Here is a 16,273-nt window from a genome sequence, read left to right as displayed (position 1 = left end):
CACCCACCCGCAGGGACCAGACTCGGAGCGGTGGGTGCACCGAGAGACGTCCGGCCGCGCGCAGCCGATGCGACCGACGACGCCGTCCGCACGCCGTGGACCCGCATCACCGGCATCGGCACCCGGTTCACCGCCGTCGTCGACGGGCAACGCCGTCGCCGGCCGTGGTTCGACCACCTGGCCCGGGCCGGGGGCCGCTACACCCGCACCCAGGGCGACCTCATGGCCGCCGGGGTCACCTACTTCGTCTTCCTCGGGCTCTTCCCCGTCCTCCTGCTGGTGGCGTCGATCATCGCGCTGGTCCTCTCCGGGGACGCGCTGCTGCAGAAGGAGCTCCACACCGCGATCCGCGAGGCGTTCCCCGGCTCGACCGGCCGGCAGATCGTCGAGGAGCTTCGCTCGACGGTCGGCGCGGCCGGTCTCACCGGGCTGCTCGGAGCCGCGGGTTTCCTCTACGCCGGGCTGCGCGCGATGGACAAGCTCCGCATCGGCATGGAGCGCACCTGGAAGGGGACGGCCGACGAGCCGGAGTTCTGGAAGGACAACCTCGCCGACCTCGTCGCGCTGGTCGCCCTCGGCGCCGCCGGCCTGGCCAGCATCGGGCTGACCGGGTTCGCCACCCAGGCGACCGCGGGTGTGCTGACGCTCTTCGGCGTCCAGGACGCGGCGGGCTGGGCGGTCGTCACCAACGTGCTGGGCATCGGGGTGGCCTTCGTCGGCGACGTCGTCGTCTTCCTGTGGCTGCTGCGCGTGGTGCCCTCGACGCGGCACCCGCTGCGGCTGCTGCTGCCCGGCGCCCTGTTCGGCGCGGCCGGCTTCGAGGTGATGAAGCTGCTGGGCAGCCTCTACCTCTCGCTCATCTCCGGCAGCGTCACCTCGTCGGCGTTCGGCGGAGCGGTCGGCATCCTGGTCTGGATCAACATCGTCATCCGGTTCGCGTTCTTCACGGCCGCGTGGACGGCGACGCTCCCGTCCCTGCAGCCGGCGGTCCCCGACGCCCCGGAGGAGGAGCCCCCGGTTCCGGCCGGATCCGGCGCATCGCCCGTCGCCGGCCGATGAGGGTCGCGACCACCACGGCGACCGCGGCCGCGCCCAGTGCCACCGCACCGAGGGCCGGCGGGCCGTCGGAGGCGGGCGACGACAGCGCGGGCGGACCGGCGGCGACGTCGGCGGGACCGGCGGGGGAGGGGACGGTGCTCGACGTCGGCGCGGGCGGCGTCACCTCGGCCGCGGAGCCGACCAGCGTGCCGACCCCGCCCAGCGACGGCGGGACGGCGAAGCCCCAGTCGAGCAGCAGCGCGGCCTGGTCGGCGGCGCGCAGCGGCAGGTTCTCGGCGCCCACGACGCTGACGACGAGCCGCCGGCCGTCGCGCTCGGCGGCGGTGACGAAGGTGTGCCGGGCGGCGTCGGTGAAGCCGGTCTTGCCGCCCAGGCCGCCGGGGTAGCCGGCCAGCGGGTTCTCGTTCTGGATCTGGAAGCCGGTGGACCGGCCCTCGACGCCGGGCATCTCCGCGATCGGCGTGGCGAGGATCCCCGCGGTGAGCGGATCGGCGACCAGGGCGCGGAAGAACAGCGCGAGGTCGTAGGGCGAGGAGAACTGCCCGGCGACGTCGAGGCCCGACGGCGTCCCGGCCACCGTGTCGAAGGCGCCCAGCTCCAGCGCGGTGGCGTTCATCGCCTGCACCGTTGCCTGCGTGCCGCCGAAGGCCCGGGCGAGCGCGTTGGCGGCGTCGTTGCCCGACTGCAGCACCAGCGCCTGGAACAGCAGCGACACCGGGTAGCGGCCGCCGGTGACCATCCCCACCCGGCTGCCCTCCATCTGCTCGTCCTCGGCGGTGCCCTCGACGACCAGCGCGGGGTCGAGGCGGTGGGCCAGGGTGAGCAGCGTCAGCGTCTTGAGCGTGCTGGCCGGGTAGTAGCGGCCGTGGGGGTCGCGGGCGGCCAGCACGTCGCCGGTGCCGGCGTCGGCCACCAGCCAGCCGGCCGCGACGATGCCGTCGGGCACCGGCGGGGCGCCGTCGACGACGACCGTGCCGCGGGTGTCGAGGCCCTCACCGCCGACGGTGACCCCACCGGGTCCCGAGCCCTGCGGCGGCCTGCCGGACAGCGGGGCGGTCGGGGTCGGGGCCGAGGGGTCGACCGTGGGGCGCGGCGTGCCCGGGGCGGCGGCCGCGGGAACGGCCCCGAGGACGGCGAACAGGAGCACCAGCGCGGCCAGCAGGACGCGCCGCGCACCCCCTCGTCGCCGCACGGTCCGGGACGGTAGCCGCGCCGGCGCGACGGCACCCGGTGGGGCGGGCAGGCGCCGTGGCCCGGGCTCCCGCGCGGCGCCGGTTCGCAACGATCGCGTCTCGGTCCGCCGCACGGATGGCGGCCCGGGTGGGGAGCGCGGTTAGCGTGCCCGAGTCGTCCACGTCCGGGCGGCTGCCTCCGGGCGGCCGCGACCAGGACCCACGGGAGCGCCCTCCGTGTCCGTGCGGGCAGCTCCCTCCAGAGAGGAGATCGTCTTGCGCCGAGCGCGGAGGATGAAGGCCGCAGCGCTGCTGCTGGCCGGCAGCATGGCCCTGGCGGCCTGCGCCAGTGACGAGCCCGCCGGCGGCAGTGGCGGCGGTGGTGGCGGCGGTGCCGAGGCCGGCGGCGAGGACCTGCGCATCGGCCTGGCCTTCGACACCGGCGGCCGCGGTGACCGCTCGTTCAACGACGCGGCGGTCGCCGGCCTCGAGGCGGCGAAGGAGGAGCACGGCGGCGAGTTCCGGGACATCAGCCCCAACGCCGACGCCTCCAACCGCGCGGACCTGCTGACCCAGCTGGCCGACGAGGGCTACAACCCGATCATCGCGGTCGGCTTCGCCTACGGCGAGGTCATCGGCGACGTCGTCGAGCAGTACCCCGACACGACGTTCGCGATCATCGACTCCTCGGCCGCCGAGGTCGGCGCCGACAACCTCACCGGCCTGCTGTTCAGCGAGGAGCAGGGCTCCTTCCTCGCCGGTGTCGCGGCGGCCACCAAGTCCGAGACCGGCCACATCGGCTTCGTCGGCGGCGTGGAGACCCCGCTGATCCAGAAGTTCGAGGCCGGCTACGTGGCCGGGGCACAGGCGGTCAACCCGCAGATCATCATCGACCGGCAGTACATCTCGCCGGCCGGTGACTTCACCGGCTTCAACGACCCCGCTCGCGGCAAGCTGGTCGCGCAGGGCATGTACGAGGCCGGCGCCGACATCGTCTACCACGCGGCGGGCGGCTCGGGTCAGGGCGTCTTCGAGGCGGCTGCCGACGCGGGCGCGCGCGCCATCGGCGTCGACTCCGACCAGTACCAGACCGTCGGTGACCCTCGCCTGCAGGCGGTCATCCTGACCTCGATGCTCAAGCGCGTCGACACCGCGGTGTCGTCGTTCATCGACTCCTACGTCGACGGCAGCGTCGAGGGCGGTGCGGACATCACCTACGACCTGGAGCAGGACGGCGTCGGCCTGGCCACCTCGGGCGGCTTCATCGACGACATCCAGGACACGGTCGACGACTACCGCCAGCAGATCATCGACGGCGAGATCGAGGTCCCGACCACCCCGTGACGCCGGCCGGCCACCGCGCCGGCTGACCACGGAGCGCACGCAGACGGCGGGTCCGGGGGAGCACACGCCCCCCGGGCCCGCCGTCGTCGTGAGGGGGGACACCCGGCGGTCCTCCGCGCCGGGGAGAATCCCCACCGCCGCCGGCCCGCACGGCCGGCGGCGCGCACCCAGCCGGGGCACGGTCGATCCCGCGTCCCCGGTGCAGCACAGTGGACGCGAGCCCGCGCACCCGCGGGCCGCAGCGACGCAGGAAGGGCCCAGCATGGCCACAGCAGGCACCTCGGGCGGTCCCGCGTCGACCGGCCTGACCACGGACGGCGGCGGTCCGGGCGGCGGCACGCCACTGGCCGTGGAGCTGCGCGGCATCACCAAGCGCTTCCCCGGCGTGGTCGCGAACAAGGACATCGAGCTGCGTGTCCGGCGCGGCGAGGTGCACGCCATCGTGGGGGAGAACGGCGCCGGCAAGTCGACGCTGATGAAGACGCTCTACGGCATGCACCGCCCCGACGAGGGCCAGATCCTGCTCGACGGGCGCGAGGTCCACTTCCGCAGCCCGGCCGACGCGATCGCCGCCGGCATCGGCATGGTCCACCAGCACTTCATGCTGGCCGACAACTTCACCGTCCTGGAGAACGTGGTCCTGGGCAGCGAGCCCACCCGCGGCGGGCGGCTCGACCGGGCCGAGGCCCGCCGCAGGACCCGGGAGATCTCCGACGCCTACGCCCTCGGCCTCGACCCCGACGAGCTCGTCGAGGACCTGGGGGTCGGCGACCGGCAGCGGGTCGAGATCGCCAAGGTCCTCTACCGCGGCGCCACCACGCTGATCCTCGACGAGCCGACCGCCGTCCTGGTGCCGCAAGAGGTCGACGAGCTGTTCGGCAACCTCGCCGAGCTCAAGCGCGAGGGCCTGACGGTCATCTTCATCTCGCACAAACTCGACGAGGTGCGGAAGGTGGCCGACTCGATCACCGTCATCCGCCGCGGCACCACCGTCGGCACCGCCGACCCGAAGACGACGACGGCCCGCCAGCTCGCCGAGATGATGGTCGGCACCGAGCTGCCCTCGCCGGAGATCCGCACCTCGACGGTCCGCGAGACCCCGGTGCTGCAGCTGCGCGACGTCACCGTCGCCGCACCCACCGGCCGCCCGCCCGTCGACGACGTCACCCTGACCGTCCGGGAGGGCGAGGTGGTCGGCATCGCCGGCGTCGAGGGCAACGGCCAGGCCGAGCTCGTGGACGCCGTCATGGGGCTGCGCCACCTGGCCGCCGGCACGGTGCTGCTCGGCGGGGACGACATCACCGCCTGGAGCACCCGGGCCCGCCGCGAGGCCGGCCTCGGCTTCATCCCGGAGGACCGGCACCGCCAGGGCATGCTGCTCGAGGCGCCGCTCTGGGAGAACCGGATCCTGGGGCACCAGACCCGTCCCCCGGCGGTGAAGGGCCCCTTCATCGACCGCCGCGCGGCCCGCGCCGACACCGCCCGGATCATGCGCGACTACGACGTCCGCGCGCCCGGCCCGGACACGCTCGCGGTCGCGCTCTCCGGCGGCAACCAGCAGAAGCTCATCGTCGGCCGGGAGATGAGCGCCGCCCCGCGGCTGCTGCTGGCCGCGCACCCGACCCGCGGCGTCGACGTCGGCGCGCAGGGGGCGATCTGGCGGCTGCTCGAGGCGGCCCGCGCGGAGGGGATGGGGATCCTGCTGATCTCGGCCGACCTCGACGAGCTCATCGGCCTGTCGGACACTCTGCACGTCATGCTGCGCGGCCGGCTGGTGGCCACCCTGGACCCGTCCGCGGTCACCCCCGAGGAGCTCGGCGGGTACATGACCGGGGCCCGGACGACGGCGGGTGCGGCGTGAACGTCCTCCGCCGGATCGGCCTCTCGCTGTTCGCGCCGGTCCTCGCCGTCGTCGTCGCGGTCCTCATCTCCTCGGCGGTCATGGCTGCCCTGCAGGTCAACCCGCTGCGGGTCTTCGAGATCATGGTCGACTTCGGCGACACCCCGTCGCAGCAGGTCACCGCGCTGGTCGTGGTCCTCAACCGGGCGGTGCCGCTGTTCCTCGCCGGGCTCGCGGTCGCCATCGCCTTCCGGATGGGCCTGTTCAACATCGGCGTCGAGGGCCAGTACCGGCTGGCGACCATCCTCGCCGCCGGGGCCGGTGCCGCCGTCGCCCTCCCGGGCCCGCTGCACGTGCTGCTCATCGTGGTCGTGGCCATGGTGGTGGCGGCGATCTGGGCCGGCATCGTCGCGGTGCTCAAGGTGACCCGCGGCGTCAGCGAGGTCATCAGCTCGATCATGCTCAACGTCATCGCGCTGGGCGTCGCGTCGTTCCTGCTCACCGGGCCGCTGCGGGGCAGCCCCGAGGGTGCCTCGATCATCGCCACCGCCGACATCCCCGAGTCGGGCTGGATGCCCAGCCTCAACGGGGTCTTCGGCCTGCTCGGCCTGGCCAACCCGCCGCGCCAGCTGTACGGGTTCCTCGTCGTGGCGGTCGTCGTCGGCGTGCTGATCGGGGTGCTGCTCAACCGCACCCGCTTCGGCTTCGACCTGCGCGCGGCCGGGCTCTCGCCCTCGGCGGCCAGTGCCAGCGGCGTCGACTCCCGCGGCATGGTGATCAAGACGATGCTGCTGTCGGGCGCCGTCGCCGGGCTGATCGGCATGCCCGACCTGCTGGGCTCGACGCACTCCTACACCACCGACTTCACCTCCGGACTGGGCTTCCTCGGCATCGCCGTCGCGCTGCTCGGCCGCAACAAGCCGGTCGGGATCGCGCTCGGCGCGCTGCTGTTCGCCTTCCTCGACCGGTCCCTGGTGCCCCTGCAGATCCAGGACTTCCCCGCCTCGGTGGTCACGATCATCCAGGGCACGATCGTGCTCGCCGTGGTCGTCGCCAACGAGGTCGTCCGCCGGGTGGCCCGCCGCTCGGCCGAGCGTGGCTCGGCCACGGGGGCCGCGGTAGCCGGCGACGGCAGCACCGGGCCCGGGCAGGCGGCCTCCGGCGCCGCCTCGATCGGCGGCGGCGCCGACGGCGGCGAGGGCACCGGCGCCGGCGAGAGCCGGACGACCGGCGCCGGACAGCGAAGCGACGAGCGGCAGGAGACCGGGGCATGAGCACCGTGGCGACCCCTCCGGGCAGTGGCACCCGGCCCAGCCGCGGCCCGCTGACCGACCTGTTCACCGGCGGCGGCCGTGCGCGCCGGCTGACCTGGGTCCTCGTCGGCATCGTGGTGCTGTTCTCGGTGGTGCGGGTCATCAGCGGTGAGCAGGCGCTGACCAGTTCCTCGACGATCGCCGCGACGCTGCTGCTCGCGGTGCCGATCGGACTGGCGGCGCTGGGCGGCCTGTTCTCCGAGCGTGCGGGCGTGGTCAACATCGGCCTCGACGGGATGATGACCCTGGGCACCTGGGGCGCCGGTTTCGCCGGCTACCAGTGGGGTTGGGGCGCCGCCGTCGTCGGCGGGCTGCTGTTCGGCGCCGTCGGCGGGCTGCTGCACGCGGTGGCCACGGTGACCTTCGGCGTGGACCACGTCGTCTCCGGTGTGGCGATCAACATCCTCGCCGGCGGGGTCGTGCGCTTCCTCTCCGAGCTGCTCTACACCGACAACCCCGCCGGTGGCGGGGTCACCCAGTCCCCGCCGGTCGACGGCGCACCGCCGTCGTTCTCCGTCCCGGTGCTCTCCTCCGGCCCCGACCTGCTCGGCTCGCTGGAGCGGCAGCACTGGTTCCTCGTCAGCGACCTCGCCGGCATCCTGCGCGGGCTCACCAGCGGGATCGGCCTGCTGACGCTCATCGCCATCCTGCTGGTCCCGGCGTCCTACCTGCTGCTGTGGCGGACGGCGTTCGGCCTGCGGCTGCGCTCCTGTGGCGAGAACCCGGCCGCCGCCGACTCGCTCGGCGTGCCCGTGTACCGGCTGAAGTACGTCGCCGTCCTGATCTCCGGCGCGCTGGCCGGCCTCGGCGGCGTGTTCCTGGTCTTCATCGCCGGGATCTACCGCGAGGGGCAGGTCAACGGTCGCGGGTTCATCGGCCTCGCGGCGCTGATCTTCGGCAACTGGCGACCCGGTGGGCTGGCCGCGGGGGCCGCCCTGTTCGGCTTCACCGACGCCCTGCAGCTGCGGAGCCGGTCGGCCGTCGTCGCGCTGTTCCTGCTCGTCGCGATCGGGCTGGCCGTGATCGCGGTCGTGCAGGCCCGGCGCGGGAGGCTGCTGCCGGCGGGGATCGCGGCGGTCGTCGCCGCGGCCGCCCTGGTCGGGTTCCTGACCGTCGAGGAGCTGCCACCGGGCCTGGTGTCCTTCACCCCGCACCTCACCACGCTGCTGGTGCTCTCGCTCGCCTCGCAGCGGCTGCGGATGCCGAAGGCCGACGGGCTCGTCTACCGGAGAGGGGAGCACTAGTGGAGGACGTCGACTGGGAGGCCCTGCGTGCGGCGGCCCGGGAGGCCATGACGCACGCCTACGCGCCGTACTCGCGGTTCCCCGTGGGCGTGGCCGGGCTGGTCGACGACGGCCGGGTGGTCACCGGGTGCAACGTCGAGAACGCCAGCTACGGCCTGGGCCTGTGTGCCGAGTGCGGGATGGTCAGCGACCTCGCCCGCACCGGCGGCGGCCGGCTGGTCGCGGTGGCGTGCGTCGGCGGGGACGGGCAGCCGCTCATGCCGTGCGGCCGCTGCCGCCAGCTGCTGTGGGAGCACGGCGGCGGGGGGATGCTCATCGAGACGGTGTCCCTGGGCATCGTGCCGATGCGAGAGGTGCTGCCCGACGCGTTCGGCCCTGAGGACCTCGTGGCCGCGGCCGAGCGGGGGCAGGGCTGAGCATGGACGCCATCGACGTGCTGCGCGCCAAGCGCGACGGGCAGCGGCTGACCGACGAGCAGATCCGCTGGGTGATCGGCGCCTACACCGACGGCACCGTCCCCGACGAGCAGATGAGCGCGCTGCTCATGGCGGTGTTCTTCCGCGGGATGGACGGCGGCGAGCTCGCCGTCTGGACCCAGGCGATGATCGACTCCGGCGAGCGCAAGGACCTGTCCTCGCTGGGCCGGCCGACGGCGGACAAGCACTCCACCGGCGGCGTGGGCGACAAGACCACGCTGCCGCTCGCGCCGTTGGTCGCCGCGTGCGGGGTGGCGGTCCCGCAGCTGTCGGGGCGGGGACTGGGCCACACCGGCGGCACGCTGGACAAGCTCGAGGCCATCCCGGGCTGGCGCGCCGACGTGCACGAGGAGGCCTACCTGCGGCAGCTGGCCGAGGTGGGCGCGGTCATCTGCGCGGCCGGGCACGACCTCGCGCCGGCGGACAAGAAGCTCTACGCGCTGCGCGACGTGACCGCGACGGTCGAGTCGATCCCCCTGATCGCCAGCTCGATCATGAGCAAGAAGATCGCCGAGGGCGCCGACGCGCTGGTGCTCGACGTCAAGACCGGGTCCGGGGCGTTCATGAAGGACGCCGAGGCCTCCCGCGAGCTGGCCCGCACGATGGTCGGCCTCGGCGAGGCGGCCGGCGTCAACACCGTGGCGCTGGTGACCGCGATGGACCGCCCGCTCGGCCGCGCCGCGGGCAACGCCGTCGAGGTGGCCGAGTCGGTGGAGGTGCTGGCCGGGGGCGGACCGGCCGACGTCGTCGAGCTCACGCTGGCCCTGGCGCGGGAGATGCTCACCGGTGCCGGGCGGCCCGACGTCGACCCCGCCGACGCGCTGCGCGACGGCCGGGCGATGGACGTGTGGCGCCGGATGATCGCCGCCCAGGGCGGGGACCCCGACGCGCCGCTGCCGCAGCCGGCCGAGCGGCACGTGGTGACCGCCCCGGCCACCGGCACGCTCACCCGCCTGGACGCCTACGCCCTCGGTGTCGCCGCCTGGCGGCTGGGCGCCGGCCGGGCGCGCAAGGAGGACCCGGTCTCGGCCGCCGCCGGCGTCACCTGGACGGCGACGGTGGGGGAGCAGGTGACCGAGGGGCAGCCGCTGCTGGAGCTGCACACCGACGACGCCGCGCGCATCCCGCGGGCCCTGGAGGCGCTGGAGGACGCGGTCGGCGTCGACACCGGCGACGAGCCGCTGCCCCTGCTGCTGGACCGCATCTCGGTCTGAGGAGGACCGGGGGCGTCCCCTCCCGGTGATCACGGGGCCGCGGCGGCGACACGCCGCCTGCGACCGGTGCGTCGTTCCCGCAGCTCCGTGATCGTCGGGCGGTGGTGCCCGCACCGGAGGCGGTCGGCGCCGCTCCGCAACAGGGGAGGACACTGGACCCTCGTGCAGCAGGACTCCCTCCTCCCCGCCCCTGGCGGGCTCGCGGCGGTACCCGGGAGGGAGCCGGATCCGGACGCGGCCATCTCCGTCCGCGGGCTGGTGAAGCGCTACGGCGCCTCGACCGCCGTCGACGGCCTGGACCTCGACATCCGGCGCGGCGAGATCTTCGCGCTGCTGGGCCCGAACGGCGCCGGCAAGACGACGACGGTCGAGATCTGCGAGGGCTTCCGCGACCGGGACGGCGGCGAGGTGCGCGTGCTGGGCACCGACCCGGCCTCGGGCGGGCGCCGCTGGAAGGCGCAGCTGGGCATCGTGCTGCAGTCCGGCGCCGGCGACAGCCAGCTGACCTGCCGCGAGCTGCTGCGCGCCCAGGCGTCCTACTTCCCCGACCCGCGCGACCCCGACGAGGTGCTCGAGCTGGTCGGGCTGACGGAGAAGGCGCGCTCGCGGGGCCGGTCGCTGTCGGGCGGTCAGCGCCGCCGGCTCGACGTCGCGCTGGGCATCGTCGGCCGCCCGACCCTGCTGTTCCTCGACGAGCCGACCACCGGCTTCGACCCCGAGGCCCGCCGGCAGTTCTGGTCGCTGATCCGCTCGCTGCGCGACCTCGGCACCACGATGCTGCTGACCACCCACTACCTCGACGAGGCCGAGGCGCTGGCCGACCGCGTGGGCGTCATCGCCCGCGGCCGGCTGGCGGAGGTCGCCGTCCCCTCGGAGCTGGGCGGGCGGGGCCGGGCACCGGCCGTGGTCACCTGGACCGAGGGCGGCGCCCGGCGCTCCGAGGCCACCGCGACCCCGACGGCGTTCGTCCGCGACCTGGCCGCGCGCTTCCCCGGCGAGGTGCCCGACCTGGCGGTGGCCCGGCCGACCCTCGAGGACGTGTACCTGCAGATGATCGGGGAGGACCGCGCGTGAGCGCCGTGCCGGCGACGGGGACGACCCAGCCCAGGACGGCGCTGCCCTCGATGGCCGCCGTCTACCGCTCCCGCGCCGGGGTGGAGCTCAAGGAGTTCTTCCGGCAGCGCGAGTCGGTGGTCTTCACCCTCGTGTTCCCCGTGCTGCTGCTGGTCGTGTTCGGCGCGGTGCTCGACTACGACCTCGGCAGCGGGGTCACCTTCATCCAGTACTTCGTGGCCGGGGTGATCGCCGCGGGCATCCTGGGCGCGAGCCTGCAGAACATGGCGATCTCCATCGCGACCGAGCGCGCCGACGGCACGCTCAAGTCGCTCTACGGCACCCCGATGCCGCGCAGTGCCTACTTCGTCGGCAAGGTCGTGCAGGTCCTCGCCGTCACGGTGCTCATCATCGCGATCCTGCTGCTGGTCGGCGTCGTCTTCTACGACGTCCAGCTGCCCTCCGGGGCGGACTGGCTGACCTTCGCCTGGGTCACCGCGCTCGGCGCCGCGGCGTGCACGCTGCTGGGCATCGCGGTGTCGAGCCTGGCGCGCAACGGCCGCTCGGCGTCGGCCACCGTGACGCCGATCGCGCTGGTGCTGCAGTTCATCTCCGGGGTCTTCTTCCAGTTCAGCCAGGTGCCGGTCTGGATGCAGACGGTCGCGTCGGTCTTCCCGCTCAAGTGGATGGCGCAGGGCCTGCGCTCGGTGTTCCTGCCCGACGCGCTCGCCGCGCAGGAGCCGGCGGGGACGTGGGAGCTCGGCCGGGTGGCCCTCGTGCTGGGCGCCTGGTGCCTGGCCGGGCTGGTGCTGTGCGTCCTGACCTTCCGCTGGCAGGAGCGCGGCACCCGGTGACATCGTCGTCCTACCGGACGACACCGCGGCCAGGTGCCGTCCCGGCTGCCGCTGGACCCCTCCCGTGTCCCGGTCGGGAGGCCCTCCGGGCCCCCGCGACCGGTCCCCTCGCACTCCCTGCCGTCCCCGGCTCCCGACCGGCGGCTGTATACGGTCTCCGGGTGCCCGCACCGCTCGACGCCGACTCGATCCGCCGCGCTCCGAAGGTCCTCCTGCACGACCACCTCGACGGCGGGCTGCGGCCTCAGACGGTGATCGAGCTCGCCGACGAGGCGGGCTACCGCGACCTCCCGACCGGCGACGCCGCGAAGCTGGGCACCTGGTTCCAGGAGGCCGCCGACTCCGGCTCGCTGGTGCGCTACCTGGAGACGTTCGCGCACACCGTCGGCGTGATGCAGCGGCCCGAGGCCGTGCGACGGGTGGCCCGGGAGTGCGCGCTCGACCTGGCCGCCGACGGCGTCGTGTACGCCGAGGTGCGCATGGCCCCCGAGCTGCTCACCGCGGGCGGGACGCCGATCGAGGAAGCCGTGGAGGCGATCCTCGACGGGTTCGCCGCGGGGAGCGCCGCCGCCACCGCCGCGGGCACGCCGATCACCGTCGGCGCGCTGCTCTGTGCCATGCGGCAGAACGACCGCTGGGAGGAGGTCGCCGGCCTCGTCGTGCGGTACCGGGACGCCGGCGTCGTCGGCTTCGACCTCGCCGGACCGGAGATCGGCTTCCCGCCCGACCGGCACCCCGAGGCCATCGCGCTGCTCGACCGGGCCGGCGTGCACCGGACCATCCACGCGGGGGAGGCCGCCGGCATCGACAGCATCCGCGCCGCCCTCGACGGCGCCCACGCTGAGCGGCTGGGCCACGGCATCCGGATCGCCGACGAGGTGCCAGGGGACGGCCCGCTCGGCCCGGTCGCGCAGCGGGTCCTCGACGAGGCCGTGCCGCTGGAGGTCGCGCCGTCGTCGAACGTGCAGACCGGCGCCTACCCCTCGCTGGCCGCCCACCCGATCGCCCGGCTGCACGCCCTCGGCTTCACGGTCACGGTCAACACCGACAACCGGCTGATGAGCGGCGTCTCGGTGACCAGCGAGGTGGCCGACGTCGCCGCCGTCCACGGCTGGGGCTGGGACGACGTGCAGACGGTGACCGAGCGGGCACTGGCCGCGGCCTTCCTCGACGACGCCGCGCGGACCCGGCTGCTCACCGAGGTGGTGCGGCCGGGATTCGACGCGCTGCGGGCGGGGTGAGCACGGCCACCGCGGGAGCCGGAACGGCGCGGTGATCGCCGCTGTTATCGTGGAGGTGCCGGCACTCGCCGGTCATCCTCCCGGACGGTCCGTCCGGGCATGAGCGCATCCGTGCAGGTCGACCGCCCCGTCCGGGCCGGTGGCCGCCGTGAGGACGCCGATCGACGGCGCCCACCCACCACCACGGGACGCGCCCGAGCTGTATCGGAGTCCCACACCCGCATGTCCTTGATCGACCCCGTCGACGTCGTCGACACCCAGTTCGACACCGAGAACACCCCCGCGCCGGCTCCCGAGCCGACCGGTCCCACCTTCGCCCAGCTGGGCCTGCCCCAGCCGCTCGTGACCGCCCTCGAGCGGCGCGACATCCGGGCCCCGTTCGCGATCCAGACCTCCGTCCTGCCCGACGCCCTCGCCGGGCGTGACGTGCTGGGCAAGGCCGCCACCGGCTCGGGCAAGACCCTCGCCTTCGGCCTGCCGATGCTGGCCCGCCTGGGCCTCACCGCCCGCCGCGGCCCGCGTGCCCCCCGCGCGCTGGTCCTCGTGCCCACGCGCGAGCTGGCCCAGCAGGTCTCCGACGCCCTGGCCCCGCTCGGCCAGGCCATGGGCGTGCAGTTCGCCACCGTCTACGGCGGCGCCTCGATGTACCGCCAGATCACCCAGCTGCGCCGCGGCGTCGACGTCGTCGTCGCCACCCCCGGCCGGCTGCAGGACCTGATCAGCCAGGGCGAGGCCACCCTCGCCGACGTCGAGGTCAGCGTCGTCGACGAGGCCGACTTCATGTCCGACCTCGGCTTCCTGCCCGTCGTCAAGGAGCTGCTCGACCAGACCCGCCCCGACGCCCAGCGGCTGCTGTTCTCGGCCACCCTGGACGGCGAGGTCGACAGCCTGGTCCGCCGCTACCTCAAGGACCCGGCGCGGCACGAGGTCAAGCGGGCCGGCGACGACGCCCCGCCGGCCGAGCACCTCGCCTACACCGTCGCGTTCCGCGACAAGGTGCCGGTGACCCAGGAGCTCGCTGCCCGTCCCGGCCGGACGATCGTGTTCGCCCGTACCCAGCTCGGCGTCGACCGGCTGACCGAGAACCTGCAGGCCGTCGGCATCAAGGCCGAGGCGATCCACGGCGGGCTGCCGCAGTCGGCCCGGCGGCGGGCGCTCGAGGCGTTCATGGACGCGCGCAGCCCGGTCCTCGTGGCCACCGACGTCGCCGCCCGCGGCATCCACGTCGACGACGTCTCGCTGGTCCTGCACTACGACCCGCCGGCCGACCACAAGACCTACCTGCACCGCTCGGGCCGCACCGCCCGGGCCGGTGCCGCCGGTGTCGTGGTCTCGCTGCTGCTGCCCGACCAGGTCGGTCAGGCCAAGCGCCGGTTCCGGCAGGCGAAGGTCGACCCGAGTGTCGACCGCATCCGCCCCGGCGACGCCCCGATCACCGACCTGGTGGCCAAGGGCGTGGCGGTCGAGCCGATCGAGCGGCCCGCCCGTGAGTCGCGCCGTCCGCACGGCGGTCCCGCCGGCCGGCGTCCGCGCCGGGACGGCGAGCGTCCCCGCCGGTCCTACGGCGAGGGCGGCGACCGTCCCCGCCGGGACGGCGAGCGGCCCCGCCGGCCCTCCGGCGACCGTGACCGCTACCGCGGCCCCGGTGAGGGCTCGCGCGGCGGGCGGGGCGACCGTCCGGCACCTGCGCGTGACTGAGTAAGGACCCCGTCCTCCCCACCCTTCGCACGCTCAGGGTGGGACCCGGGACGGGGCCGATGGACGACGACGGCGGCCGGTCCCGGGACAACCGGGGCCGGCCGCCGTCGTCGTGCGTGCCCGCTCGTGCTCTGCCCACGGGGAGTGGGCAGAGCACGAGCATCACGACCGGAAGACCAGCGCTCCGCTGACCTGCGCGACGACCTCGTCCCAGGCGGCCCGCAGCGGGGCGGCGTCCTCGGCGCGCAGCGTGGCGTCGGGCTCACGCTCGGCACGGGCCACCGCGCGGCCCAGCGGCTCCGTGGGCGCCAGCAGCTCGTCGACCCGGGTGAGGCCCGCGTACTCGGCGACGTCGCGCACGCCCTCGACCGGCTGGGCGAACGCCCGGTGGTCGACCAGGCCGGCCGCGCCGTCGGCGACCTCGGTGAGGACCTCCGACAGCTCGGTGAGGTCGTAGCGGTCCTGCTCGGCCGGCAGCGGCATCGTGTCGGTGTCGGCGACCTCCGGCCAGGACGCGATCTCGGTGAGGTCGTGCTGCTCGTCGCCGGCGCAGAAGCGGGCGAGGTCGGACGGGGTGTCGAACAGGTACACCTCCCCGTCGCGGCCGAGGAAGCGGGCGACGTCGTCGACGTAGCAGCGCAGGGTGACGCCGGAGCCCTCGGGGACGACCAGCTCCACCGGCAGGATGCCGACGGCCTCCCAGAACTCCGCCGCCGCGGCCACCGCGGCCGGGGTCGCGGTGATCCGGCTGCCGCCGCGGATGGTGCTCACCCCGGCGGTCGCCGCCTCCTCCGGCGCGGCCGCCGTGGAGCCCATGGCCGGCCGGTTGCCCGAGCCGTCCGAGCCCCGCGCGACGGTCGCCTCCGCGCCGCGGGCGGTAGCGGTGACGGCGGGCGCGGCCGTCGGCCCGGCCGCGTCCCCGGCCTCGTCCTCGTCCTCGTCGACGTCGACGTCGACGCCGTCCTCGTCGCTCACCGAGGGGTAGGCCCCGAGGGTGGTCGTGCCGGCGCCGGTCCAGTCCAGGTGCGCCGACAGCTCCTCGATGACGTCCTCCCACAGGTCGTCGAGCGCGCCGCCGACGCCGATCCACGCGTCCTCGCCGGAGCGCCCGACGAACGCCTCGACACCGAGGCCCAGCGACCCGATCTCGGGCCGGGCCACGAGCTCGGCCAGCGCGGGGAACTCGGTCTCGTCGTCGTCGGCCAGGTCGTCGCCGGTCTCGTCCTCGTCGGCCAGGTCCTCGTCGGCGTCCGCGTCGGTCACCGCGTCGGCATCCGCGTCGTCGGCGTCCCGGGGGGACCGGGCCGCGGTCGCGCCGTCCTCGTCCTCGACGCCGGCGGTGTCCAGGCACTCGGCCAGCCGGCTGACGATGTCGATGGTGGCGGCGAGCTCCTCGACGGCCCACCGGTCGGGGTTCTCGGCGGCGATGTCGTAGACGCCGTCGAGGTCGTAGCGGTGATCGTCGTCGGGCGTCAGGTCCTCCGCGCCGAGACCGGTCACGACCGGCCAGACCGGGTGGTCGGCGAGGTCGTGGTCGGTGCTGGTGCGGCAGAACGCCGCGAGGGCCGCCGGGGTGGGGAAGAGGTGCACGGAGGCGGTCTCACCCTCGGAGGTGCCGAGGAACGCCTGCCACTCCTCGCCGTCCTCCTCCCACGGCGGCGCCCACAGGGTGTAGCCGGTTCGGTCGTCGACGGTGAGCGCGATCGGGACGATGCTGGGCCTGGCCACGGAGCCCATCCTGCCCGGTCCGCCTGGGAACGCACCC

Annotated in this window: 13 protein-coding genes; 11 read left to right on the top strand and 2 right to left on the bottom strand. The window is 74.8% G+C overall.

Annotated features, from left to right (window positions below; all coding sequences use genetic code 11):
* Positions 1–30 precede the first annotated feature (30 nt).
* Entirely contained in the window at positions 31–1,059 is a 1,029-nt protein-coding gene (locus BM414_RS03890; RefSeq protein WP_245784463.1) for a YihY/virulence factor BrkB family protein, read from the top strand.
* Here BM414_RS03890 and BM414_RS03885 read toward each other — a convergent pair.
* Positions 944–2,251 carry a D-alanyl-D-alanine carboxypeptidase family protein gene (locus BM414_RS03885; RefSeq protein ID WP_245784462.1) on the bottom strand — a complete coding sequence of 436 codons (1,308 nt, stop codon included), beginning with the start codon at positions 2,249–2,251 and terminating at the stop codon, positions 944–946. The two genes, BM414_RS03890 and BM414_RS03885, sit on opposite strands and share 116 nt — an antisense overlap.
* A 256-nt stretch (positions 2,252–2,507) precedes the next feature.
* Here BM414_RS03885 and BM414_RS03880 point away from each other — a divergent pair, with 256 nt between their 5' ends.
* The 10 genes from BM414_RS03880 to BM414_RS03835 all read left to right on the top strand — a co-directional run bounded on the left by BM414_RS03880 (position 2,508) and on the right by BM414_RS03835 (position 14,508).
* Positions 2,508–3,575, top strand: coding sequence for a BMP family lipoprotein (locus BM414_RS03880; protein ID WP_245784461.1), 1,068 nt, complete (start codon positions 2,508–2,510; stop codon positions 3,573–3,575).
* A gap of 262 nt (positions 3,576–3,837) precedes the next feature.
* A complete protein-coding gene (locus tag BM414_RS03875) occupies positions 3,838–5,436 on the top strand; it encodes an ABC transporter ATP-binding protein (protein WP_093578114.1) in 1,599 nt (532 codons plus the stop codon).
* On the top strand, positions 5,433–6,689 hold the full coding sequence (locus BM414_RS03870; RefSeq protein ID WP_139245708.1) for an ABC transporter permease: 1,257 nt from the start codon (positions 5,433–5,435) through the stop codon (positions 6,687–6,689). Before BM414_RS03875 ends, BM414_RS03870 begins: the two co-directional genes overlap by 4 nt.
* On the top strand, positions 6,686–7,972 hold the full coding sequence (locus BM414_RS03865; protein ID WP_093578113.1) for an ABC transporter permease: 1,287 nt from the start codon (positions 6,686–6,688) through the stop codon (positions 7,970–7,972). The genes BM414_RS03870 and BM414_RS03865 overlap by 4 nt, the downstream gene beginning before the upstream one ends.
* Positions 7,972–8,388, top strand: a complete 417-nt coding sequence (locus BM414_RS03860) for a cytidine deaminase (protein WP_093578112.1) — start codon at positions 7,972–7,974, stop codon at positions 8,386–8,388. The genes BM414_RS03865 and BM414_RS03860 overlap by 1 nt, the downstream gene beginning before the upstream one ends.
* Before the next feature lie 2 nt (positions 8,389–8,390).
* On the top strand, positions 8,391–9,662 hold the full coding sequence (locus tag BM414_RS03855) for a thymidine phosphorylase (protein WP_093578111.1): 1,272 nt from the start codon (positions 8,391–8,393) through the stop codon (positions 9,660–9,662).
* 162 nt (positions 9,663–9,824) lie between these two features.
* On the top strand, positions 9,825–10,736 hold the full coding sequence (locus BM414_RS03850; RefSeq protein ID WP_093578110.1) for an ABC transporter ATP-binding protein: 912 nt from the start codon (positions 9,825–9,827) through the stop codon (positions 10,734–10,736).
* Entirely contained in the window at positions 10,733–11,569 is an 837-nt protein-coding gene (locus BM414_RS03845) for an ABC transporter permease (protein ID WP_245784460.1), read from the top strand. The genes BM414_RS03850 and BM414_RS03845 overlap by 4 nt, the downstream gene beginning before the upstream one ends.
* Positions 11,570–11,730: 161 nt before the next feature.
* Positions 11,731–12,810, top strand: a complete 1,080-nt coding sequence (locus BM414_RS03840) for an adenosine deaminase (protein ID WP_093578109.1) — start codon at positions 11,731–11,733, stop codon at positions 12,808–12,810.
* A 222-nt stretch (positions 12,811–13,032) separates the two neighbouring features.
* A complete protein-coding gene (locus BM414_RS03835; protein ID WP_093578108.1) occupies positions 13,033–14,508 on the top strand; it encodes a DEAD/DEAH box helicase in 1,476 nt (491 codons plus the stop codon).
* Positions 14,509–14,670: 162 nt separating this feature from the next.
* On the opposite strand, the gene BM414_RS03830 is transcribed toward BM414_RS03835, so the two are convergent.
* Positions 14,671–16,236: a hypothetical protein gene (locus tag BM414_RS03830; protein ID WP_093578362.1), complete on the bottom strand. Its 1,566-nt coding sequence runs from the start codon at positions 16,234–16,236 to the stop codon at positions 14,671–14,673.
* Positions 16,237–16,273: the final 37 nt, after the last annotated feature.

The organism is Geodermatophilus amargosae, assembly GCF_900116515.1.
In the GTDB taxonomy this organism is placed as follows: Bacteria; Actinomycetota; Actinomycetes; order Mycobacteriales; family Geodermatophilaceae; genus Geodermatophilus; species Geodermatophilus amargosae.
The sequence above is the reverse complement of the archived record's forward strand: the minus strand, read 5'-3'. Positions and strand labels throughout refer to the sequence as shown.